We start from the raw sequence: 23348 nt of genomic DNA on the forward strand, positions 1-23348 counted from the left end.
GTTTCTGCTTTCAGCGCTTTCCGACGTAGCTCACCCGGTACACCGCACCGGCCATGTCGTCGCTGATCAACAGCGAGCCGTCCGCGGCCACCTGCACGTCGGCGGGGCGCCCGAGGACCGTTCCGTCCGCTTGCAGCCAGCCGTCGACGAAGACCTGCTGGTCGGTGGGGGCGCCGCTGGCATCCAGGGCGAGGCGCATGACCCGGTAGCCGACCTTGCTGCTGCGGTTCCAGGAGCCATGTTCGGCAATGAAAAGGCTGCCGGCGTAATCGGCGGGGAACTGCCGGCCCTTGTAGAAGCGGATGCCCAGGGCCGCGACGTGCGCGCCGAGTTTCACCACTGGCGGCGTGAAGGCCGAGCAGGGGCGTTGGGCCAACTCCGGATCGGGAATGTCGCCGGCATGGCAGTCGGGGTAGCCGAAGTCCTCGCCGCTGGTATCGAGGCGATTGAGTTCGTCGTCGGGGCGGTCGTCCCCCAGCATGTCGCGGCCGTTGTCGGTGAACCACAGCGTGCCCTGTTCGTCCCAGTCGAAGCCAACGCTGTTGCGGACGCCGTAAGCGATCACTTCGCGCTCGCTGCCGTCTGCGTTCATGCGTTGCAGGTTGGCGTAGTGCTCGGGATCCGGGCGGCAGATGTTGCAGGGTGCGCCTACCGGCACGTAGAGCTTGCCGTCGGGGCCGAAGGCGATGAACTTCCAGCCGTGGTGCGTTTCGCTGGGGAATTCGGCTGGGAGCGGTTTCGGCGTGGGCGGATCGTCGAGGTGCGCTTCGATGTCGCGCAGGACCAGGATTCGGCTGACCGCCGAGACGTACAGGTCGCCCTTGTGGAAGGTCACGCCGACCGGCAGTTGCAGCCCGTTGGCGATCACCTTTGGCCGGCTGTCGCCCGGTCGCAACGCATACACATTGCCGGCCTGGTTGCTGCCAACGAAGAGGGTGCCGCGTTCGCCCAGGGCCATTTCGCGGGCATTGGGCATCTGGTCGCTGAGCAGTTCGATGCGAAAGCCGGGCGGCACGCGAAGATGCGCTAGTACATCCTTGCCGTCGGCGTGGGCCAGGGGCGCGAGCAGGAGAGAGGCGAGCAAGACCAGCGGACGATGCATGGTAGGAAATCCCCGATCACTGTCCCGCCCAGTCTAGCCCGCTGCCTTGAAAGGTCTGCGGACTTTCCTCTACCGTAGCGGCCTTTCCGCACAAGCCTCGCTTTCTGGAGCCGCCATGAACCTGGCCAGCCCGCGTTCCCTGTTCTTCCTCGCCTTCCTCGCCTGTGCCGCCATGCTCGGCACCGGGTTCTATCTCCAGTACATGATCGGCCTGGAGCCGTGCCCGCTGTGCATCCTCCAGCGAATCTTCTTCGCCGGCGCCGGGCTTTTTTCGCTGATCGCCGCGCTGCACGGCCGTGGTCGTCGCGTCTACTCCATCCTGGTGCTGCTCTGCTCGCTGGGCGGCGCAGGCACTGCCGGCCGGCAGATCTGGCTGCAGACCCTGCCGCCGGACCAGCTGCCGTCCTGCCTGCCACCGCTGGACTACATGATGGAAACCATGCCCTACGCGAAGATCATCTGGACCATGTTCCACGGTTCGGCCGATTGCGCCGAGGTCACCTGGACCCTGCTCGGCCTGAGCATTCCGGAATGGAGCCTGCTGGCCTTCGTCGGCTTCGCCCTGTTAGCACTCTTCCAACTGCTGCGGCGCGGCTGATCGTCGCCCCCAGAGTTCGTCGAAAGCCGCGGGGCCAGAGCTGTCGCGGCTTGCCGATTAAACGCTCGTATGAACTTTTCCGCCGGTCGCGTCTTGAAGGCCGCATTGCGTGGGCATAATCTGGTTTTCCGCTCCGCTGAGAAACAGCCCGCTCCAGGACTGCATTCCGGCGGACAACCGCATTCGACAGAGCTGTGTCCCACGGGCGGACAGGCCGGGACTGCGACAAGGGAAGCGAGGACAACATGCTCGAAAGCTGCCGTAATGCCCAGGAACGTTGGGGTGGTGTGCACCAGTTGGTCGACCGCTGGTTGCGTGACCGTCAGGATCTGGTCCAGGCCTTCGACGCGCTAGGTGGCCTGCAAGCGCCGAAGTCGAATGGCGAGCAACTGCAGGGTTTCTGCCAACTGCTGCTCGACTATGTCTCGGCCGGTCATTTCGAAGTCTACGAACAGCTCATGAGCGAGGCGCAGGCCTTCGGCGACACGCGCGGCCTGGAACTCGCCAAGCAGATCTATCCACGCCTCGAAGCCATCACCGCGGCGGCCCTCAATTTCAATGACCGTTGCGACAATGGCGATTGCCGCGAAGGCACCTGCCTGACCAGCGAGCTCAAACAATTGCGTCAGCAACTGCACGAGCGCTTCGAGCTGGAAGACTGCCTGATCGAAGTCCTGCACAACGCACACGAGCAGCGCGCCGCTGCGGTTTGATCCGCAGCTCGCAGCAACGAAATAGAGGGCGCGAATCCGCAAGGTTTCGCGCCCTCGTCGTATCTGCACCGCTGCCGCAACTGCCTGAATCCTCGAAGGAAATCGCAACGAAACGCGGCTCCCCGAAAGGGCTTGCGAGCAATCTGGGCAGTGTCGCCAAAGCCTTCATGAGTAGATTCGGCATCGCATGTCGGCGTCGCAATCCATAAAGGCTCGACGAGCACGGAAAGCCGAAGTGGATTCCTGCGACAGGCGAAAAAGGCTGGCGATGTTGTGTGGCGCGGGCTGCAGCGCAATCAGGACGTTGGCGAGAGGCCGTGCGCGGGTCTAGTATGGGCGCAACTAACGTCCGCCAGGAGGCGCGTCATGTCGGCTAACAAGAAACCCGTCACTACCCCTTTGCATCTGCTCCAGCAACTTTCCCACAGCCTGATCGAGCACCTCGAGTCCGCTTGCAAACAAGCCCTCGTGGATTCCGAAAAGCTCCACGCCAAGCTGGAAAAGCAACGCGCCAAGGCGCAGGACAAACTGCACAAGGCGCGCACCAAACTGCAGGAAGCCGGTAAGGCCGGCAAGGCCAAGGCGCAGGCCAAAGCCAAGTCCGCCATCGACGAACTGGAAGAAGTGCTGGAGACCCTGAAGGCTCGCCAGGCCGACACCCGCACCTATATCGCCAACCTGAAGCGCGATGTGCAGGAAAGCCTGAAGCTGGCCCAGGGCGTAACCAAGGTGAAGGAAGCTGTCGGCAAGTCCCTGTCGACTCGCCAGCCGGCTGCAAAAACTCCCGCCGCCAAGCCGGTCGCCAGAGCCGCTGCGAAGCCTGCCGCCAAGCCGGTTGCTAAACCTGCTGCTGCGAAGCCCGCCGCCAAGCCGGCTGCTAAAGCCGCTGCTGTGAAGCCCGCCGCCAAGCCGGTCGCCAAAGTCGCTTCTGCGAAGCTCGCCGCCAAGCCGGCTGCTAAAGCCGCTGCTGCGAAACCTGCCGCCAAGCCGGTCGCTAAAGCCGCCGCTGCGAAACCTGCCGCCAAGCCGGCTGCTAAAGCTGCTGCTGCGAAGCCCGCCGCTAAACCCGCTGCTAAAGCTGCTGCTGCGAAGCCCGCCGCCAAGCCGGCCGCTAAAGCTGCTGCTGCAAAACCTGCCGCCAAACCGGCCGCTAAAGCTGCTGCTGCGAAGCCCGCCGCCAAACCGGCTGCTAAAGCCGCTGCTGCGAAACCTGCCGCCAAACCGGCCGCTAAAGCCGCTGCTGCGAAACCCGCCGCCAAGCCGGCTGCAAAACCCGCTGCTGCTAAACCGGCCGCGAAACCCGCTGCTGCTAAACCGGCCGCGAAACCTGCTGCCGCTAAGCCTGCCGCGAAACCCGCTGCTGCCAAGCCCGCCGCGAAGCCGGCTGTTGCACCGACCGCTCCCGCTGCGACCCCGGCCCCGACCGCTGCTGCTAAGCCTGCCGCTCCGGCTGCTGCTCCGGCACCGGCCGCTGCTCCGGTAGCGCCGAGCGCTCCGGCCGCCACCCCGAGCAGCGCTTCCTAAGTCGCTGCTCTCGCCGCTGCGATGCGCAAATGTTCCAGCGCATCGCGGCGTTGCTTTCCTGCCTCGCCAGCACAGCCGCGCAACCAGCTTTCCAGATCGCCTCGCCCCTCTTCGCCCCACTCCCGTCCGGCTTTCGCCAGGCGCTCCAGTTGCAGCCGTTCGGCGCGCAACTCCAGGGCCTTCAGCGCTTCGCGCAACTCCGACAGATGCGAGTCAGTTTGCGCTTGGGTGCGCCATTGCTGGCGTAGCTCGCGCATGGGTTTCACCACACCTTGCTGCCAGTCCGTGGCGACCTCGCCCAGGCGTTCTAGGCGTTGCTCGGAATAGGCCAGTCCGCGACCGCCGAACCAGGCCCCGGCGAGCAGCAGGCAGACGTCTGCGCCGGCTTCCTGCAGTTCGAGGCAAGCTGCGTCCACACCCGCTCGTGCGTAAAGATTGACGGCAAACGACCAGATATCTTCTGTCATAAGGCTCCCACAGCTACTGATGGACGAAGCTGATACACTCCGCCGCCATGATCCGACTGCAAAATCTTACGCTACAGCGTGGCCCCCAGCGCTTGCTGGAAGGTGCCGAACTCACCCTGCACGCAGGCCAGAAAGTGGGCCTGATCGGTGCCAATGGTGCCGGAAAATCCAGCCTGTTCGCCTTGCTGCGTGGCCAGCTCGGCCAGGACGCCGGCGACTGCCAGATTCCGGCGGATTGGCGCATCGCGCACATGCGCCAGGAAGTGGACACCCTCGAGCGTCTCGCCGTCGACTACGTCCTCGACGGCGACGTGCGCCTGCGCGAAATCCAGGCACAGCTGGCCGTCGCCGAGCAGGCGCACGATGGCACCGCCGTGGCGCGCCTGCATACCGAGCTGGACAACGCCGACGGTTATACCGCCGATGCCCGTGCGCGCAAGCTGCTCGCCGGCCTGGGATTCAGCCCCGAGCAGATGGAGCGCCGTGTCGGCGACTTCTCCGGTGGTTGGCGGATGCGGCTGAACCTGGCGCAGGCGCTGATGTGCCCGTCCGAACTGCTGCTGCTCGACGAGCCCACCAACCACCTCGACCTCGACGCCATCCTCTGGCTCGAGGAGTGGCTCAAGGGCTACCCGGGCACGCTGATCCTGATCTCCCACGACCGCGACTTCCTCGATGCCGTGGTCGACAACGTGGCGCACCTCGAACAGCGCAAACTGACCCTCTACCGCGGCGGCTACTCGGCTTTCGAGCGCACCCGCGCCGAACGCCTGGCGCAACAGCAGCAGGCGTACGAGAAGCAGCAGGCGCAGCGCGCGCACATGGAAAAGTACATCGCCCGCTTCCGCGCCCAGGCCACCAAGGCGCGCCAGGCACAGAGCCGCATCAAGGCCCTGGAGCGCCTGGAAGAGCTGGCTCCGGCCCACGTCGATTCGCCCTTCGACTTCGTCTTCCGCGAGTCGGACAAGATCTCCAGCCCGCTGCTCGACCTGTCCGAAGCGCGCTTGGGCTACGGCGAAAAGACCGTGCTGGAAAAGGTCAAGCTGCAGCTCGCCCCCGGCGCGCGCATCGGCTTGCTCGGCCCCAACGGCGCGGGTAAGTCGACCCTGATCAAGACCCTGTCCGGCGACCTGTCGCTGCTCGCAGGCCACCTGGGTTGCGGCGAGAACCTCGCCATCGGCTACTTCGCCCAGCACCAGCTCGATTCGCTGGATGCCAAGGCGAGCCCGCTGCTGCATCTGCAGCGCATTGCGCCGGGCGAACGCGAGCAGACGCTGCGTGATTTCCTCGGTGGCTTCGACTTCCGCGGCCCGCGCTGCGACGAGCCGGTGCTGAACTTCTCCGGTGGCGAGAAGGCGCGCCTGGCCCTGGCGCTGATCGCCTGGCAGAAGCCCAACCTGCTGCTGCTCGACGAACCGACCAACCACCTCGACCTGGAAATGCGCCTCGCGCTGACCATGGCTCTGCAGGAATTCTCTGGCGCCGTGGTAGTCGTGTCGCACGATAGGCACCTGCTCAAGAGCACCACCGACGAATTCCTGCTGGTGGCCGACGGTCGCGTGCAGAGCTTCGATGGTGACCTCGACGACTACGCCCGCTGGCTGGTCGACTTCCGCGCCCGCCAAGCTCCGGCCGGCACTGCGGCTGCACCTGCCGGCGAAAAGACCGACAAGCGCGCCCAGCGCCAGGCCGCAGCCGCACTGCGCCAGCAGCTGGCGCCGCACAAGCGCGAGGCGGACAAGCTGGAGAAGGAGCTCGGCGGCATCCACGACAAGCTCGCCGTGCTCGAAGAGAAACTCGGCGATAGCGCTCTCTACGAGGCTGCGCGCAAGGACGAACTGCGTGACCTGCTGGCCCAGCAGGCGACCCTGAAGACGCGCGAGAGCGAAGTCGAGGAAGCCTGGCTTGAAGCTCTGGAAACCCTGGAGAACCTGCAGGCACAGCTGGAGGCCAGCGAGTAATGGACGACCTGCCGCTGCTCGTCGCCTGGAGCGAGCCGCTGCTGCGTGGCCTGCAGATCATCCTCATCCTGCTGCTCGCCTGGGGCCTGCAGCGCATGGTGGCGCGCGGGCTGAACCGCCTGGCGCAGAGTTACCCGATCCCGCACGAGCTGCTGCTGCCGCTGCGCGGCGGGGTGCGCTGGCTGATCATGGGCTCGGCGCTGATGATGGTGCTGGAGCGCCTGGGCGTGTCCGCCGAGGTGCTGTGGACCGCGCTGACCGGTTTCGTCGCAGTCGCCGCGGTGGCGTTCTTCGCCATCTGGAGCGTGCTCTCCAACCTGTTCTGCGCGGTGCTGATCTTCACCGTCGGGCCGTTCCGCCTGGGCGATCTGGTGGAGGTCATAGATTCGGCCGACAAGCCGGGTGTGAAAGGCCGCGTCACCGCCATCAACCTGCTTTACACCACCCTCGAGGAAACCTTCGAGGATGGCACCAGCGCCTTGCTGCAGGTGCCCAACAGCCTGTTCTTCCAGAAGGCCATCCGCCGTTGGCGAGGGCCTGGACTGAGCAGCGGACGATAACGACAACAACCCCTTCCCTAACGGATAGCACGCACTATGGAATGGCTCACTAGCCCCGAAATCTGGGTCGCCTTTCTGACCCTGACAGCCCTGGAAATCGTCCTTGGCATCGACAACATCATCTTCATCTCGATCCTGGTCGGCCGCCTGCCGGTGGCGCAGCAGCCGAAGGCGCGCTTCTTCGGCCTGGCCCTGGCGATGGGCACGCGGATCCTGTTGCTGCTGTCGATCACCTGGGTGATGCGCCTCACCGCCGACCTCTTCACGGTGCTCGGCCAGGGTATTTCCGGGCGTGACCTGATCCTGTTCTTCGGCGGTCTGTTCCTGCTGTTCAAGAGCACCATGGAGATCTTCCACAGCCTCGAAGGCGCGGAAGAAGGCGAGCAGAGCGCCGGCAAGAGCCGCGGCTTCATGGCAGTGATCGTGCAGATCGCGATCATCGACATCATCTTCTCGCTGGACTCGGTGATCACCGCCGTGGGCCTGGTGCAGAACGTGCCGGTGATGATCGCCGCCATCGTCATCTCGGTCGGCGTGATGATGCTCGCCGCGGGCACCATCAGCGAATTCATCGAGCGCCACCCGTCGCTGAAGATGCTCGCGCTGTCCTTCCTCATCGTGGTCGGCACCGTGCTGGTGGCCGAAGCCTTCGAGGTCCACGTGCCGAAAGGCTACGTCTACTTCGCGATGGCCTTCTCGCTAGGCGTGGAAGCATTGAACATCCGCCTGCGCGGCGCCCTGGCGCGCAAGCGCGGCGAAGAGCCGGTGAAGCTGCGCAAGGCCCTGCCGAGCTGATCGGCGCGTCCTGACGAAGAAGCCCGGCCCAGCGCCGGGCTTTTTCTTTTCGTAGGAGTGAGCTGCGAGCCCCATTGGCGAGCAAGCTCGCTCCTACGGGGTGGTGTGCGGACCCGCCGCTGAGGCACACTGGCTGCCCGTAACAAGATATTGCGCCCGCGCCGGCGCATCGAGGTTCGTGATGCTGCTCAGTACCTGGTCCGCCTTCTTCGTCGCCTGCTGGGTGATCAGCCTGTCGCCTGGCGCCGGGGCCATCGCCTCGATGTCCTGTGGCCTGCAGTACGGCTTCTGGCGCGGCTACTGGAACGCCCTCGGCCTGCAGATCGGCCTCGCTCTGCAAATCGCCGTCGTCGCCGCCGGCGTCGGCGCGCTGCTGGCGACCTCGGCGCTGGCCTTCGCCGTAATCAAGTGGTTCGGCGTGGTCTACCTGGCCTACCTCGCCTGGAAACAGTGGACCGCCGCGCCACAGGTCATGCAGGCGGATGCCGAGCGTCCCATCGGCCGGCCGCTGAGCCTGGTGCTGCGCGGTTTCCTGGTCAACGCCAGCAACCCCAAGGCGGTGGTTTTCATGCTCGCGGTACTGCCGCAGTTCGTCGATCCGCACCGGCCGATGGCAGTGCAGTACGTGATCATGGGCGCGACCATGATCTGCGTGGACCTGATCGTCATGGCCGGCTACACCGGATTGGCCGCGCGAGTGCTGCGCGCGCTGCGTTCGCCTCGCCAGCAGCGGCTGATGAACCGTACTTTCGCCAGCCTGTTCCTCGGTGCCGCGGCACTGCTCGCGACCGTTCGCCGCGCCCCCGTGTAACTCGACGGGCGCCAACTAGGCGGGCAGGGGATGGCGGAGTAACATTGGCGCTTTCCATTCTCAATATCGTTTCGCTATGCGCCTTCCAAGGATTCTCGTCTGGCTGCTGCCAGCGCTGTGTGCCGTGAGTTTCGGGGCCGTGGCCGATGCCCCTGCCGATCCCTCCCAGGCCTTGCACTTGCTGAGTTACCTCGCCGCCGACTATCCGCCCACTGTGAGTGCCGGGCAGGTGGTCGATCCGACCGAGTACAAGGAGCAGCTCGAGTTTTCCGCCAAGCTGCAGACGCTGCTGCTGGCCCTGCCGGCGCGTCCCGAGCGCGCTGCGCTGGAGCAGGGTGTCGGCGTCCTGCGCCAGGCCATCGAGCAGCGTCGGCCGGGCGCTGAAGTCGCACAGTTGGCGCGACATCTGGAAGCCCGCGTGGCGGATGCCTATCAGGTCGTGCAGACCCCGGCGATCACCCCCGATCCCGCCCGTGGCGCACCGATCTTTGCCCAGCAGTGCTCGGTCTGCCACGGCGACCTCGGCAAGGGCGACGGCCCGGCGGGCATCGGCCTGCAGCCGCCGCCGGCCAACCTCACCGAGCGCGCGCGCCTTGACCAGCTGAGTCTCTATGACCTGCGTACCGTCATCGGCCTCGGCGTCGCCGGAACCGACATGCCGGCCTTCGCCGACGAACTGGACGAGCGCCAGCGCTGGGACCTGGCCGCATACGTCGCCGGCCTGAGCGCCGCCGATGCCAAGCCAGATGCCGCGCATGCCTATCCCCTGGCTAACCTGGCCACGCAGACGCCGGCAGACATCGTCGCGCATGAAGGTGAAGCTGCTGCGCAAAGCTTCCGGGCGCTGCGCGCGCATCCGCCGCTGGAGCAGCGCGGCCCGGGACAGATGATCGACTACACCGCCGCAACGCTGGAAAAGAGCTTCGCGACCTACCGACAGGGCGATCACGACCAGGCCTACGACCTGTCCGTCGCTGCCTACCTGGAAGGTTTCGAACTGGTGGAGAGCTCCCTCGACAACGTCGATGCGACCCTGCGCAAGGCCACCGAGAAAGAGCTCATGGCTTACCGCCAGACGCTGCGTGACGGTCTGCCGGAGGCTCAGGTGGCTCAACAGCTGGAGCGCGCCAAGAGCAAGCTCGCCGAGGCCGCCAAGGCCCTCAGTGGCGACTCCCTGAGCGGCACCATCAGCTTCGTTTCGGCGTTGCTGATCCTGCTGCGCGAAGGCGTCGAGGCCATCCTGGTGCTGGCCGCCATCCTTGCCTTCCTGCGCAACACCGGTCAGGAGAGCGCGGCGCGCGGCGTACACATCGGCTGGGGCCTGGCCTTTGTCGCCGGCTTCGCCACCTGGGCGGTGGCCGCCTACGTGATCGACATCGGCGGCGCGCAGCGCGAGCTGATGGAAGGCTTCACCTCGCTGTTCGCCTGCGTGATGGTGCTATGGCTCGGCGTGTGGATGCACGACCGTCGTCACGCCGCCGCCTGGCAGGACTACATCCGCAGCAGCCTGGTCGGCGGCGGCGGCCGTTTCGGCTTTGCCGTGCTGGCGTTCTTCTCGGTGTACCGCGAGCTGTTCGAGGTCATCCTGTTCTACGAAACCCTCTGGCTGCAGGCCGGTCCAGCCGGGCACAACGCCGTGATCGCTGGCGCCGGCACCGCCGTGGTGCTGCTCATCGGCCTGGCCTGGGTGATCCTGCGTGGCTCGGCGAAGCTGCCGCTGAGGCTGTTCTTCACGGTCAACGCCGCGCTGCTCTGCGCTCTGTCGGTGGTGTTCGCCGGCCATGGCGTGGTCGCGTTGCAGGAAGCCGGGGTGATCGGCACCCGTCCGGTGCCTTTCTTCGACTTCGACTGGCTGGGCATCAAGGCCGACGCCTGGTCGCTGTCGGCCCAGGGTTTGGCCCTGCTGGCGGTCTTCGTGCTCTACGGGCGAAGTCTTCTGGCGGAGCGCCGCAAAGCGGCCGTGCTGTCCTGACGGCAGCGCCGCTAACACCCGACGGCCAGTGCGATACTGGCCGTCGTCATTTTTGGGGAAACGAATTCATGCGTATCTGGATCGATGCCGACGCCTGTCCGCGCGCGGCGAAGGAACTGGTGGCCAAGTTCGCCTTGAAGCGCAAGCTGGAGGTGGTGATGGTCGCCGGCCAACCGGTGGCCAAGCCGGCGTTCGCATGCGTGCGCCTGGTTGTGGTGCCCAGCGGTATGGACGCCGCCGACGACTACCTGGTGGAGCAGGCCGAGCCGGGCGACCTGGTGATCTGCAGCGACGTGCCGCTGGCCGACCGGCTGGTGAAGAAGGGCGTCGATGCGCTCGACCCGCGCGGCCGCGAGTTCGACGCGAAGAACATGGGCGAACGCCTGGCCATGCGTAACCTGTTCACCGATCTGCGCGAGCAGGGTCAGGTCGGCGGCGGTCAGGCGGCGTATGGCGAAAAGGACAAGCAGGCGTTCGCCAATGCCCTGGACCGGCTGCTCACCCGCTTGAACAAGGGCTGAACCTTAGGATCCAGTCGCGTCGTCAGGCCAGCTCCAGCACGCGGTCGACCAGCTTGTTGATGCCGCTGGCCGCTTCGGCGATGGACTGCGCGAGCATGTAGGCCGGGGTGGTCACCAGCTTGTGGTGGACGTCTTCGACGATGCCGTCCACTGCGCAGTCGATGTGCTTGGCGCCCATGCGGGTCAGCGCGGCGGCGGTTTCGGCGTCATTGCCGATGGTGCATTCGACTCCCGGGCCGTAGATGCGCTCGGCGATGGCCGGGGCAATGCACAGCAGGCCGACCGGCTTGTGCGCGGCGGCGAAGGCTTTGGCCAGCGCCAGCACATCGGGCTGCACTTCGCACTGGTCGCCGGCGAAAGCGAAGTTGCTGAGGTTCTTCGCCGCGCCGAAGCCGCCGGGCACGATCAGGGCGTCGAAGTCCTCTACCCGCGCTTCGCGGATGTCCTTGATCTCGCCACGGGCGATACGCGCGGACTCCACCAGCACGTTGCGGCTCTCGGGCATTTCCGTGCCGGTCAGGTGGTTGAGCACGTGGTGCTGGACGATGTTCGGGGCGAAGCACTGCACCACGGCGCCACGCTGGGACAGGCGCAGCAGGGTGATGACGCTCTCGTGGATTTCGGCGCCGTCGTAGACGCCGCAGCCGGAGAGGATGACGGCAACTTTCTTGTGCATGGAGCTACTCCTGTTTCGGGGCGTGCCGGGTGGGCGAGTCGCTGTCGCGATATGCCGGCCGGGTTGTCACCAGCGGACGTTGTGCCGTGGCGCCAGGGGATTAGGATCGGCCCATAAGCATAACGATTCGGGCGCGCCATGAACTACGTCCTCTACGCAGTACCCTTCTTCTTCCTGCTGATTGGCCTGGAATTGCTCGCCGACCGCTGGCGCGGCTTGTCCACCTACCGCCTGAGCGACGCGCTCAACAGCCTCAGCGCCGGCGTGCTCTCGACCACCAGCGGGTTGCTGACCAAGGGCCTGGGGCTTGTCACCTACCTGTTCGCCTGGCAGCACCTGGCGCTCTTCGAGCTGTCGGTGCATAGCGCCTGGGTCTGGGTGTTCGCGTTCGTCTTCTACGACTTCTGCTACTACTGGAACCACCGCCTGGGCCACGAGCGCAGCATCCTCTGGGCTGCACATTCGGTGCATCACCAGAGCGAGGAGTACAACCTCAGCACCGCGCTGCGGCAGACCAGCACTGGCTTCCTCTTCGGCTGGATCTTCTACCTGCCGATGGCGGTCGTCGGCGTGCCGCCGGTGGTGTTCGTCAGCGTTGCGGCGATGAACCTGCTCTACCAGTTCTGGGTGCACACCCGGCATATCCCCAAGCTTGGCTGGTTCGAGTGGATCTTCATCAGCCCGTCCAACCACCGCGTGCATCACGCGCAGAACCCGATCTACATGGATCGCAACTACGGCGGCGTGTTCATCGTCTGGGACCGCCTGTTCGGCACTTTCCAGGAGGAGCTGGACGAGGAGCCAGTGGTGTTCGGCGTCACCGTGCCGCTGGCGAGCTGGAACCCGTTGTGGGCGAACCTGCAGGTCTACGCCTCGCTGTGGAAGGACGCGCGCCGTGCGTCGAGCCTGTGGGACAAGCTGCGCATCTGGTTCATGCGCACCGGTTGGCGGCCTGCCGACGTGGCGGCGCGTTATCCACAGGAGAAGCCGGACCTGGCGCGCTTCCGCAAGTTCGACGTGGCGCTGCCGCGCAGCTGGCAGTGGTACGCGGCGCTGCAGTTCGTCGTCTATGTCGTCGGCGGCACGCTGATGCTGGGGTTGGGGGAGGGCTGGAATCTGACTGCGTTGCTGCTCGGCTGGGGTTGGATGCTCTTCGGCCTGTTCGCCATCGGCTGCTGGCTGGAGCGCCGGCCCTGGGCGTTGGGCATGGAGCTACTGCGTCTGGCGCTGAATCCGCTGCTACTGGGGGCGATAGCGCACAGCCTGAACCTGGCGCTGCCGGCCCAGGCGATCTGGGCGCTGGCAGGCTACACGCTGGTCAGTCTGCTGGGTGTCTGGGCGATCCGCCGGGACGGGCGGCAGGTGCAGGCCGCCTGATCAGGCGCCGTTGCGGCTGTTCTTGAAGCGGCGGTGCAGCCAGAGCAGCAGGCCTACTGCGAGCAGGCCGCCAAGCACCAACAGCTCATACTTCTTGATGTTGCCCAGCACGCCTTCCAGGACGCTGCCGAAGTAGTACGCTGCCGTGCCGAGGGCGCTGGCCCAGACGATGGCGCCGAGGCCGTTGAGCAGCAGGTAGCGGGCCGGCGGATAGCCGGACAGGCCGATGGCCACCGGCATCACGGTACGCAGGCCATAGACGAAGCGGAAACTCAGCACCCAGACGTCGGGGCGCCGGCGCACGTGCTCCAGGGCGCGGTCGCCGAGCTTCTGCCAGCGCGGCCTGCGCGCGAGCAGCTTGCGACCATGGCGGCGGCCCAGGAAGTACCACAGCTGGTCGCCCGCGTAGCTGCCGAGGAAGGCAACGGCGATCACGTATTCGAGCTGCATGTAGCCACGGAAGGCGAGGAAACCGGCCAGCACCAGAATGGTCTCGCCCTCGAAGAAAGTGCCGAGGAACAGAGCGAGGTAGCCGAAGTCCTGCAGGAATTGTTGGAGCATCATCGAGGCAGCGCAGCGAAATGAACGCGAAGCCTAACGCGGTTGTGGGCGCGGGGGAAGCAGTCCTCCGCCGGGTTGCTGGCCCTTGCATGGCCCAGCCCGCCTACTTTCGTCGTATCCTGCGGTTCTACGGCCCTGCGACCAGATGCCGCGACCTTGAGTCGCTGTTACCCCCTGTTACCAATCGGTCATAATCCGGGACTATAACTGTCACACTGTGCCCGTCCCTCGGGCCCTGGAGTACGCCGTGAGCTTCATTTCCGCCGAACGTGCCTTCCCCTTCACCCGCCTGCGCCGCAACCGCCGCGACGAGTTCTCCCGTCGCCTGGTGCGCGAGAACCGTCTGAGCGTCGACGACCTGATCCTTCCGGTGTTCGTCCTCGACGGCAAGAACCAGCGCGAAGCGGTGGCCTCGATGCCGGGCGTCGAGCGCCTGTCCATCGACCTGCTGCTGAAGGAAGCCGAGGAACTGGTCGAACTGGGCATCCCGGCGCTGGCGCTGTTCCCGGTCACTCCGCTGGAGAAGAAGTCCCTCGACGGTGCCGAGGCATTCAACCCGGACGGCATCGCCCAGCGCGCCACCCGCGCCCTGCGCGAGCGCTTCCCGGAGTTGGGGATCATCACCGACGTGGCCCTGGACCCGTTCACCACCCACGGCCAGGACGGCATCCTCGACGAGAACGGCTACGTGCTGAACGACGAGTCGGTCGATGTGCTGGTCAAGCAGGCGTTGTCCCACGCCGAGGCTGGCGCCCAGGTGGTCGCCCCCTCGGACATGATGGACGGCCGCATCGGCGCGATCCGCGAGGCCCTGGAGTCCACCGGGCACATCAACACCCGGATCATGGCCTACTCGGCCAAGTACGCCAGCGCCTACTATGGCCCGTTCCGCGACGCGGTCGGCTCCGCCGCCAACCTCGGCAAGAGCAACAAGGCCACCTACCAGATGGACCCGGGCAACAGCGACGAAGCCCTGCACGAGATCGCCGCCGACCTCGCCGAAGGCGCCGACATGGTGATGGTCAAGCCGGGCATGCCCTACCTGGACATCGTGCGCCGGGCCAAGGACGAATTCCGCGCGCCGACCTTCGTCTACCAGGTCAGCGGCGAGTACGCGATGCACATGGCGGCCATCCAGAACGGCTGGCTGAGCGAGGCGGTGATTCTCGAATCCCTTCTGGCTTTCAAGCGTGCCGGTGCCGATGGCATCCTCACCTACTTCGCCAAACGTGCAGCAGAACAACTGAAAAGGGGCGGCTGACGCCCGAAAGAGACTTGCGATGAATACCGAAGGCCAAACCGCTACCGACCTGATCGAAACCGAAGTCACAGTCACCGAAACCCCGGTGGTTCCCGAGACGTCCGCCGAGGTCGCCGTCGAGGTGCCCGCCGCGCCGGCGATCAACGTCGACGACAGTGCCCTCTACATTCATCGCGAGCTCTCGCAGCTGCAGTTCAACATCCGCGTGCTGGAACAGGCGCTGGACGAGTCCTATCCGCTGCTCGAGCGCCTGAAGTTCCTGCTGATCTTCTCCAGCAACCTCGACGAGTTCTTCGAGATCCGCGTCGCCGGCCTGAAGAAGCAGATCACCTTCGCCCGCGAACAGGCCGGCGCCGACGGCCTGCTGCCGCAGCAGGCCCTGGCCCGCATCAGCGAGCAGGTGCACGAGCAGGTCGCCCGCCAGTACAGCATCCTCAACGACATCCTCCTGCCGGAGCTGTCCAAGCACGGCGTGCGCTTCATCCGCCGCCGCTACTGGACGCCGAAGATCAAGGCCTGGGTCCGTCGCTTCTTCCGCGACGAGATCGCGCCGATCATCACCCCCATCGGCCTCGACCCGACCCACCCGTTCCCGCTGCTGGTGAACAAGAGCCTGAACTTCGTGGTCGAGCTCGAGGGGATGGACGCCTTCGGCCGCGACTCGGGCCTGGCGATCATTCCGGCGCCGCGCTCTCTGCCGCGGATCATCCGCCTGCCCGAAGACGTGGCCGGGGAGGGCGACAACTATGTCTTCCTGTCCTCGATGATCCACGCCCATGCCGATGACCTGTTCGCCGGCATGAAGGTGAAAGGCTGCTACCAGTTCCGCCTGACCCGTAACGCCGACCTCTCGGTGGACGCGGAAGATGTCGAGGACCTGGCCCGCGCGCTGCGCGGCGAACTCTTCTCGCGTCGCTACGGCGATGCGGTGCGCCTGGAAGTGGTCGATACCTGCCCGACGCACCTGTCGAACTACCTGCTCAAGCAGTTCGGCCTGGCCGAAAGCGAGCTGTACAAGGTCAGCGGTCCGGTCAACCTGACCCGCCTGTTCAGCGTCACGGGCCTGGCCAGCCACCCGGAGCTGCAGAACGCGCCGTTCACTCCGACCATTCCGAAGCTGCTGCAGAAGAAGGAGAACATGTTCGGCGTGCTGGCCAAGCTGGACGTGCTGCTGATGCACCCCTTCGAGTCCTTCACCCCGGTGATCGACCTGCTGCGGCAGGCCGCCAAGGACCCGAGCGTGCTGGCTATCAAGCAGACGCTGTATCGCTCCGGCGCCAACTCCGAGATCGTCGATGCGTTGGTGGAAGCGGCGCGAAACGGCAAGGAGGTCACGGCGGTGATCGAGCTGCGCGCGCGTTTCGACGAAGAGTCCAACCTGCAACTGGCCAGCCGTCTGCAGCAGGCCGGCGCAGTGGTGATCTACGGTGTGGTCGGCTTCAAGACCCACGCCAAGATGATGCTGATCCTCCGTCGCGAGGACGGCGAGCTGCGCCGCTACGCACACCTGGGCACCGGCAACTACCACGCCGGCAACGCCCGTCTGTACACCGACTACAGCCTGCTAACTGCGGACGTGGCGCTGTGCGAAGACCTGCACAAGCTGTTCAACCAGTTGATCGGCATGGGTAAGACCCTGCGCATGAAGAAACTCCTGCATGCGCCCTTCACCCTGAAGAAGAACCTGCTGGAGATGATCAACCGCGAGGCCGCCCAGGCTGCCGAGGGCAAGCCGGCGCACATCATGGCCAAGGTCAACTCGCTGACCGACCCGAAGGTCATCCGCGCGCTGTACAAGGCCAGCCAGGCCGGCGTGAAGATCGACTTGGTGGTGCGTGGCATGTGCTGCCTGCGTCCGGGCGTTCCGGGCGTCTCGCACAACATCCAGGTGCGCTCCATCATCGGTCGTTTCCTCGAGCACAGCCGCATCTACTACTTCCTCAACGGCGGCGACGAGAAGCTCTTCCTCTCCAGCGCCGACTGGATGGAGCGTAACCTCGACATGCGCGTCGAGACCTGCTTCCCGGTGGAGGGCAAGAAGCTGGTGATGCGCGTGAAGAAGGAGCTGGAGCTCTATCTCGCCGACAACACCCAGGCCTGGGTACTGCAGTCCGACGGCAGCTACCAGCGCCTGTCGCCGACCGGCAACCAGAACCCGCGCAACGCCCAGGCGATGCTGCTGGAGCGCCTGTGCACGCCGGTGATCAGCGCGCGCTGATCGCCGCGTAATGAAGAAGCCCCGCCGCCTCGCGCCGGGGCTTTTTCTTGGCCGCGGATCGCTCTCGCCGCTCCGGGGCCGGAACGAAAAAAGGCCCTGCAGCTTGCGCGGCAGGGCCTTTCTCTCGGGGCTTCGGGCTCAGCTGACGCTGAGCTGGTAGCCCACGCGCTGCAGCCAGCCGGCTTCCTGCTCGAAGTCGGCCTGGGTCAGCGGGTTGGCTTCCAGCCAGCCGGCCGGGAAGCGCAGCTCCAGGCTGCGCGCGCCGGCCTGCAGGGTCACTTCGGGCATGGTCTGGGTGCCGCGGATGTGATGGAAGAGGATGGCGAAGCGCAGGATGATGCACAGGCGGATCAGTTTGTCGCCCTCGACACCCAGATCGTTGAACTTGTCCGCCGGGATGTTGCGGCGGTGGCCGCGCACCAGCAGCGCGAGCACCAGTTGGTCCTCGCGGGAGAAGCCGGCAAGGTCGGAGTGCTCGATCAGGTAGGCGCCGTGCTTGTGGTAGTGGTAGTGGGCGATGTCCAGGCCCAGCTCGTGGACCCGCGCGCCCCACACCAGCAGTTCGCGATGGCCTTCGTCCTGCAATTGCCAGGCATCGGCGACCTGATCCAGTGCGGCCAGCGCCTTGGCTTCGACCCGAGCGGCCTGGTCGGCATCGACGTGATAGCGCTCCATCAGGGCGCCGATGGTGCGCTCGCGGACGTCCTCGTGCTGGTGGCGGCCGAGCAGGTCATAGAGCACGCCTTCGCGCAGGGCGCCTTCGGAGTGGGTCATCTGCTTGAGTTCGAGGGCGTCGAACAGCGCCTCGACGATGGCCAGGCCCGCCGGGAAGATCGGCCGGCGGTCGGGCTTGATGCCGTCCAGTTCGAGCTTCTCGACCTCGCCCAGCTTGAGCACCTTGCGCTTGAGCCAGGCCAGGCCTTCGGGATTGATCTCGCCATTGCCGTGGCCGCCGGCCTGGATCGCCAGGCCCACCGAGCGGATGGTCCCGGAGGCGCCGACGGCCTCGTCCCAGCCAAGGCGGCGCAGGCTGTTCTCGATGCCCATCAGCTCGAGGCGCGCGGCGGTGTAGGCCTGGGCGTAGCGAGCAGGGGTGATCTTGCCGTCATTGAAGTAGCGCCGGGTGAAGCTGACGCAGCCCATCTGCAGGCTTTCGCGCAGCAGCGATTCGAAGCGCTGGCCGACGATGAACTCGGTGCTGCCGCCGCCGATATCGACGACCAGGCGGCGGCCCGGGTTGTCCGGCAGGGTGTGCGACACGCCGAGGTAGATCAGGCGCGCTTCTTCGCGGCCGGAGATGACTTCCACCGGGTGACCGAGGATTTCTTCGGCGCGGCGGGTGAATTCGGTGCGGTTGCGTGCTTCGCGCAGGGCGTTGGTGCCGACCACGCGCACCGAGCCCGGCGGCATGCCGTTGATCAGTTGGGCGAAGCGGCGCAGGCAGTCGAAGCCGCGTTGCATGGCTTCTTCGCTGAGCATGCGTTCTTCATCGATGCCGGCGGCCAGCTGAACCTTCTCGCCGAGCCTTTCGAGAATGCGGATCTCGCCATGATCGGCCTTGGCCAGGACCATGTGGAAGCTGTTGGAGCCCAGGTCGAGAGCGGCGATCAGCGGGAAGGTCTTGGCGGGGGTATGAGGCATCTTGAAAAGGTCCGGTAATTAACCTCGACATCCTGCCACGATAGGGCTTGGGTGCCAACGAAAGGCGCCGGGTCGATCGACTTTGGCCGGCTGGGCGATAGGCACACTCAATCGCCTGTGCCTTCCGGTGTGGATCGAGGCGGGCTATGATGGGCCCACTTTTTCGCATCCGACTCCACGGAGAGATTTCATGAGCGAACATATCGTCAGCGTTACCGATGCCAGCTTCGAGCAGGATGTGCTGAAGGCCGAAGGCGCCGTACTGGTCGACTACTGGGCCGAATGGTGCGGTCCCTGCAAGATGATCGCGCCGGTACTCGACGAGATCGCCAAGGACTATCAGGGCAAACTGAAGGTCTGCAAGCTGAACATCGACGAGAACCAGGAAACCCCGCCGAAGTACGGCGTGCGCGGCATTCCGACCCTGATGCTGTTCAAGGGCGGCAACGTCGAAGCGACCAAGGTCGGTGCACTGTCCAAGTCGCAACTGGCTGCCTTCCTCGACAGCAACATCTAAGTTCGAGTTGAAGAAAAAACCCCGCTGAAATGCGGGGTTTTTTTATGGGCGTCCCCTAGACGCCCCTAAATCACGGTGTTACATTCGGCCCGCACCCTGCATCAGGTTGCCCCTTCAAGCCGTCGCCGACGCACTTCCTATTCGAATTTCAATGCGATCCTGTCGTCACTCTGCGGCACGGCATTTCAAGCATTCACGCTTGTTTCCTTCATTCTTTCTTTTCAATAACACCTCCCTCTTATGAATCTGACCGAACTCAAGCAAAAGCCGATTGCCGAACTGCTGGAAATGTCCGATGCCATGGGCCTGGAAAACATGGCTCGTTCGCGCAAGCAGGACATCATCTTCGCGCTGCTGAAGAAGCACGCGAAAGGTGGCGAGGAAATCTCCGGTGACGGCGTGCTGGAGATTCTCCAGGATGGCTTCGGCTTCCTGCGCTCCGCCGACTCCTCGTACCTGGCCGGCCCGGACGACATCTACGTCTCGCCCAGCCAGATCCGCCGGTTCAACCTGCGCACCGGGGACACCATCGTTGGCAAGATTCGTCCGCCGAAGGAAGGTGAGCGTTACTTCGCGCTGCTCAAGGTCGATTCGATCAACTTCGATCGTCCGGAGAACGCGAAGAACAAGATTCTCTTCGAGAACCTGACCCCGCTGTTCCCGACCAAGCGCCTGACCATGGAAGCCGGCAACGGCTCCACCGAGGACCTCACCGGCCGGGTGATCGACCTCTGCGCTCCGATCGGCAAGGGCCAGCGCGGCCTGATCGTCGCACCGCCGAAAGCCGGTAAGACCATCATGCTGCAGAACATCGCGTCCAACATCACGCGCAACAACCCCGAGTGCCACCTGATCGTCCTGCTGATTGACGAGCGCCCGGAAGAAGTGACCGAGATGCAGCGCACCGTGCGCGGCGAAGTGGTCGCCTCCACCTTCGATGAACCGCCGACCCGCCACGTGCAGGTCGCCGAGATGGTGATCGAGAAGGCCAAGCGCCTGGTCGAGCACAAGAAGGACGTGATCATCCTGCTCGACTCCATCACCCGCCTGGCGCGTGCCTACAACACCGTGATCCCGAGCTCCGGCAAGGTGCTCACCGGTGGTGTCGACGCCCACGCCCTGGAGAAGCCCAAGCGCTTCTTCGGCGCCGCGCGCAACATCGAGGAAGGCGGTTCGCTGACCATCCTCGCCACCGCGCTGATCGAAACCGGCTCGAAGATGGACGAGGTGATCTACGAGGAGTTCAAAGGCACCGGTAACTCGGAGCTGATCCTCGACCGCCGCATCTCCGAGAAGCGCGTCTTCCCGGCCATCAACATCAACCGTTCGGGCACCCGTCGCGAAGAGCTGCTCACCGGTGAGGAAGAGCTGCAGCGCATGTGGATTCTGCGCAAGATCCTCCACCCGATGGACGAGATCGCCGCCGTCGAGTTCCTGCTCGACAAGCTGCGTCAGACCAAGACCAACGACGAGTTCTTCGACTCGATGAAGCGCAGCAAGTAAGCGCCGTTGTTCGACGTGAAGGCCGGGGAAACCCGGCCTTCGTGTTTCTGCGAGCCGTTGTTAACGGCTAAACTGTCGCATCTTCGCCTTCATCATCGAGATCTCCATGCAGTATCGCGATCTGCGCGAGTTCATCGCCGCCCTCGAGCAGCGTGGGCAGCTCAAGCGCATCCAGGTGCCGGTTTCCCCCGTGCTGGAAATGACCGAGGTGTGCGACCGCACCCTGCGCGCCAAGGGCCCGGCCCTGCTGTTCGAGAAACCCACCGGCTTCGACATGCCGGTACTCGGCAATCTCTTCGGCACGCCCGAGCGGGTCGCCCTGGGCATGGGCGCCGAGGATGTCGGCGAGCTGCGCGAAATCGGCAAGCTGCTGGCTTTCCTCAAGGAGCCCGAGCCGCCCAAGGGGCTGAAGGACGCCTGGTCCAAGCTGCCGATCTTCAAGAAGGTCATCAACATGGCGCCCAAGGTCCTGCGCGACGGGCCCTGCCAGGAAGTGATCGAGGAAGGCGAGGCCGTCGACCTGACCAAGCTGCCGGTGCAGACCTGCTGGCCAGGCGACGTCGGACCGCTGATCACCTGGGGCCTGACCGTCACCCGCGGCCCGAACAAGGAGCGGCAGAACCTCGGTATCTACCGCCAGCAGGTGATCGGCCGCAACAAGGTGATCATGCGCTGGCTCAGCCACCGCGGCGGCGCGCTGGACTACCGCGAGTGGTGCCAGAAGCACCCGAACACGCCTTACCCGGTGGCCGTGGCCCTGGGCGCCGATCCGGCGACTATCCTCGGCGCCGTCACCCCGGTGCCGGACAGCCTCTCCGAATATGCCTTCGCCGGCCTGCTGCGCGGGCACAAGACCGAGCTGGTGAAGTGCATCGGCAATGACCTGCAGGTGCCGGCCAGCGCCGAGATCGTCCTCGAAGGGGTGATTCATCCCGGCGAGATGGCCGACGAAGGTCCCTACGGCGACCACACCGGCTACTACAACGAGGTCGATCGCTTCCCGGTGTTCACCGTCGAGCGCATCACCCGTCGGCAGAAACCGATCTACCACAGCACCTACACTGGGCGGCCGCCGGATGAGCCGGCGATCCTCGGCGTGGCGCTGAACGAAGTCTTCGTGCCGATCCTGCAGAAGCAGTTCCCCGAGATCACCGACTTCTACCTGCCGCCCGAAGGTTGCTCGTACCGCATGGCGGTGGTGACCATGAAGAAGCAGTATCCGGGGCACGCCAAGCGCGTAATGCTGGGTGTCTGGTCGTTCCTGCGACAGTTCATGTACACCAAGTTCGTCATAGTCACCGACGACGACGTCAATGCGCGGGACTGGAACGACGTGATCTGGGCGATCACCACGCGCATGGACCCCAAACGGGACACGGTGATGATCGACAACACTCCCATCGACTACCTCGACTTCGCCTCGCCGATCTCCGGCCTGGGCTCGAAGATGGGCCTGGACGCCACCCACAAGTGGCCGGGCGAGACCAGCCGCGAGTGGGGCCGGGTCATCGAGAAGGATGCGGCGGTGACGCGCCGGATCGACGAGATCTGGGCCAGCCTGGGGATCGATTGATGGGGACCGTGTCGTGCGCGTGACCCTGCAACCTTCCGGCGCCAGCTTCGAGGCCCAGCCCGGCGAGCGCATCCTCGATGCCGCGCGGCGCCTGGGGTTCGACTGCCCGCAAAGCTGCCGTAACGGCAACTGCCACATCTGTGCCGCGCTGCTGGTGGAAGGCAGCGTGCGCCAGGATGGCGAGGTGCGCGACCACGGCGAGTTGTTCACCTGCCTGGCCGAACCTCTGGAAGACTGCGTTCTGCACTGGGATGGCGTGCTCGCTCCGGGCGAGCTGCCGGTGCGCAAGCTGGCCTGCCAGGTGACCCTGTGCGAAGCGGTGGGCGGCGACGTCTGGCGTGTGCGCCTGCGCGCACCGGCCGGTAAGCCGCCGCGCTACCACGCCGGGCAGTACATGCTGATCGAGCGTCCGAGCGGCGCTTCCGCGTTCTCCATGGCCTCTGCGCCGAACGAGGGGCGCGACCTGGAGCTGCACATCCTGACCCGCGAGAACAGCGCCATCGAGCTGATCGAGCAGCTGCGGCGCGAGCGCATCGCCCGCGTGCAACTGCCCTTCGGCGATGCGCACCTGGCCGAGCTGCCCGCCGGCCCGCTGGTGCTGATCGCCGCCGGCACCGGGATGGCGCAGATGCACAGCCTGATCGAGCATTGCCGCGCCCAGGGCTTCGCCCATCCGGTGCACCTGTACTGGGGTGTGCGCCAGCCCGAGGACTTCTACGCGCTGCCGCACTGGGACGAATGGAAGAGCCTGCCCAACCTGCACCTGCACAAGGTGGTCAGCGATCCGGTGGAGTGGGACGGTCGCCGCGGCCTGCTGCATGAGGCGGTCTGCGAGGACTTCGCCGATCTCGCCGCGCTCACGGTCTACGCCAGCGGTTCGCCGGCGATGGTCTACGCGACGCTCGATGCGTTGGTGGCGGCCGGGATGGATGCGCACCAGATGCGCGCCGACGTCTTCGCCTACGCGCCACGCGACTGAGCCGGGCAGAACGCCTTG

General features: G+C 65.5%; 21 protein-coding genes. 16 read left to right on the top strand and 5 right to left on the bottom strand.

Annotation, left to right across the window (positions count from 1 at the left end):
* Positions 1-10: 10 nt before the first annotated feature.
* Positions 11-1102 (bottom strand): PQQ-dependent sugar dehydrogenase, encoded by a 1092-nt coding sequence (locus PKB_RS01525; protein ID WP_084166552.1) that lies wholly within the window; start codon positions 1100-1102, stop codon positions 11-13.
* 115 nt (positions 1103-1217) lie between these two features.
* Here PKB_RS01525 and PKB_RS01530 point away from each other — a divergent pair, with 115 nt between their 5' ends.
* The 3 genes from PKB_RS01530 (at position 1218) to PKB_RS01540 (ending at position 3937) form a co-directional block, all read left to right on the top strand.
* Complete coding sequence (locus PKB_RS01530; protein WP_043248439.1) at positions 1218-1700, top strand: disulfide bond formation protein B; 483 nt, start codon at positions 1218-1220, stop codon at positions 1698-1700.
* A 245-nt stretch (positions 1701-1945) separates the two neighbouring features.
* Entirely contained in the window at positions 1946-2413 is a 468-nt protein-coding gene (locus PKB_RS01535) for an Rsd/AlgQ family anti-sigma factor (RefSeq protein ID WP_043248441.1), read from the top strand.
* Positions 2414-2779: 366 nt separating this feature from the next.
* A complete protein-coding gene (locus PKB_RS01540) occupies positions 2780-3937 on the top strand; it encodes an AlgP family protein (RefSeq protein ID WP_043248442.1) in 1158 nt (385 codons plus the stop codon).
* Here PKB_RS01540 and PKB_RS01545 read toward each other — a convergent pair.
* Positions 3934-4404 (bottom strand): TIGR02444 family protein, encoded by a 471-nt coding sequence (locus PKB_RS01545; RefSeq protein ID WP_043248444.1) that lies wholly within the window; start codon positions 4402-4404, stop codon positions 3934-3936. The genes PKB_RS01540 and PKB_RS01545 overlap by 4 nt on opposite strands.
* Before the next feature lie 47 nt (positions 4405-4451).
* Here PKB_RS01545 and PKB_RS01550 point away from each other — a divergent pair, with 47 nt between their 5' ends.
* The 6 genes from PKB_RS01550 (at position 4452) to PKB_RS01575 (ending at position 11024) form a co-directional block, all read left to right on the top strand.
* Positions 4452-6365 (top strand): ATP-binding cassette domain-containing protein, encoded by a 1914-nt coding sequence (locus tag PKB_RS01550; protein WP_043248447.1) that lies wholly within the window; start codon positions 4452-4454, stop codon positions 6363-6365.
* Positions 6365-6925 (top strand): mechanosensitive ion channel family protein, encoded by a 561-nt coding sequence (locus PKB_RS01555; RefSeq protein ID WP_043248449.1) that lies wholly within the window; start codon positions 6365-6367, stop codon positions 6923-6925. Before PKB_RS01550 ends, PKB_RS01555 begins: the two co-directional genes overlap by 1 nt.
* A gap of 36 nt (positions 6926-6961) precedes the next feature.
* The gene (locus tag PKB_RS01560) at positions 6962-7720 is read left to right on the top strand and encodes a TerC family protein (RefSeq protein WP_043248451.1); all 759 of its coding nucleotides are present in this window, start codon (positions 6962-6964) and stop codon (positions 7718-7720) included.
* A 181-nt stretch (positions 7721-7901) separates the two neighbouring features.
* On the top strand, positions 7902-8531 hold the full coding sequence (locus PKB_RS01565; RefSeq protein ID WP_043248453.1) for a LysE family transporter: 630 nt from the start codon (positions 7902-7904) through the stop codon (positions 8529-8531).
* 76 nt (positions 8532-8607) lie between these two features.
* Entirely contained in the window at positions 8608-10503 is a 1896-nt protein-coding gene (locus tag PKB_RS01570) for a cytochrome c/FTR1 family iron permease (protein ID WP_043248455.1), read from the top strand.
* Positions 10504-10571: 68 nt separating this feature from the next.
* Positions 10572-11024: a YaiI/YqxD family protein gene (locus PKB_RS01575; protein ID WP_043248457.1), complete on the top strand. Its 453-nt coding sequence runs from the start codon at positions 10572-10574 to the stop codon at positions 11022-11024.
* A 22-nt stretch (positions 11025-11046) separates the two neighbouring features.
* Here PKB_RS01575 and elbB read toward each other — a convergent pair whose 3' ends face one another.
* The gene (gene elbB / locus PKB_RS01580; RefSeq protein WP_043248459.1) at positions 11047-11700 is read right to left on the bottom strand and encodes an isoprenoid biosynthesis glyoxalase ElbB; all 654 of its coding nucleotides are present in this window, start codon (positions 11698-11700) and stop codon (positions 11047-11049) included.
* Positions 11701-11838: 138 nt separating this feature from the next.
* Between elbB and PKB_RS01585 the strand changes: the two genes are divergently transcribed.
* Positions 11839-13077, top strand: coding sequence for a sterol desaturase family protein (locus PKB_RS01585; protein WP_043248461.1), 1239 nt, complete (start codon positions 11839-11841; stop codon positions 13075-13077).
* Here PKB_RS01585 and PKB_RS01590 read toward each other — a convergent pair whose 3' ends face one another.
* Positions 13078-13641 (bottom strand): DedA family protein, encoded by a 564-nt coding sequence (locus PKB_RS01590; RefSeq protein WP_156957975.1) that lies wholly within the window; start codon positions 13639-13641, stop codon positions 13078-13080.
* A 244-nt stretch (positions 13642-13885) separates the two neighbouring features.
* Between PKB_RS01590 and hemB the strand changes: the two genes are divergently transcribed.
* Together hemB and ppk1 are read left to right on the top strand one after the other, a co-directional pair.
* Positions 13886-14899 (top strand): porphobilinogen synthase, encoded by a 1014-nt coding sequence (hemB, locus tag PKB_RS01595; RefSeq protein WP_043248463.1) that lies wholly within the window; start codon positions 13886-13888, stop codon positions 14897-14899.
* 19 nt (positions 14900-14918) lie between these two features.
* On the top strand, positions 14919-17117 hold the full coding sequence (gene ppk1, locus PKB_RS01600) for a polyphosphate kinase 1 (protein ID WP_043248464.1): 2199 nt from the start codon (positions 14919-14921) through the stop codon (positions 17115-17117).
* Between the two features lie 138 nt (positions 17118-17255).
* Here the strand turns inward: ppk1 and ppx are convergent, their stop codons facing one another.
* On the bottom strand, positions 17256-18758 hold the full coding sequence (gene ppx, locus PKB_RS01605) for an exopolyphosphatase (RefSeq protein ID WP_043248465.1): 1503 nt from the start codon (positions 18756-18758) through the stop codon (positions 17256-17258).
* Positions 18759-18948: 190 nt separating this feature from the next.
* Here ppx and trxA point away from each other — a divergent pair, with 190 nt between their 5' ends.
* The 4 genes from trxA to PKB_RS01625 all read left to right on the top strand — a co-directional run bounded on the left by trxA (position 18949) and on the right by PKB_RS01625 (position 23330).
* A complete protein-coding gene (trxA, locus tag PKB_RS01610) occupies positions 18949-19275 on the top strand; it encodes a thioredoxin TrxA (protein WP_043248466.1) in 327 nt (108 codons plus the stop codon).
* Between the two features lie 240 nt (positions 19276-19515).
* Positions 19516-20778, top strand: coding sequence for a transcription termination factor Rho (rho, locus tag PKB_RS01615; protein WP_043248467.1), 1263 nt, complete (start codon positions 19516-19518; stop codon positions 20776-20778).
* A gap of 106 nt (positions 20779-20884) precedes the next feature.
* Positions 20885-22351 carry a 4-hydroxy-3-polyprenylbenzoate decarboxylase gene (ubiD, locus tag PKB_RS01620; RefSeq protein ID WP_043248468.1) on the top strand — a complete coding sequence of 489 codons (1467 nt, stop codon included), beginning with the start codon at positions 20885-20887 and terminating at the stop codon, positions 22349-22351.
* A 13-nt stretch (positions 22352-22364) separates the two neighbouring features.
* Positions 22365-23330, top strand: coding sequence for a CDP-6-deoxy-delta-3,4-glucoseen reductase (locus tag PKB_RS01625; protein WP_043248469.1), 966 nt, complete (start codon positions 22365-22367; stop codon positions 23328-23330).
* Positions 23331-23348 lie beyond the last annotated feature (18 nt).

The sequence above is a fragment of the Pseudomonas knackmussii B13 genome (assembly GCF_000689415.1).
GTDB lineage: Bacteria > Pseudomonadota > Gammaproteobacteria > Pseudomonadales > Pseudomonadaceae > Pseudomonas > Pseudomonas knackmussii.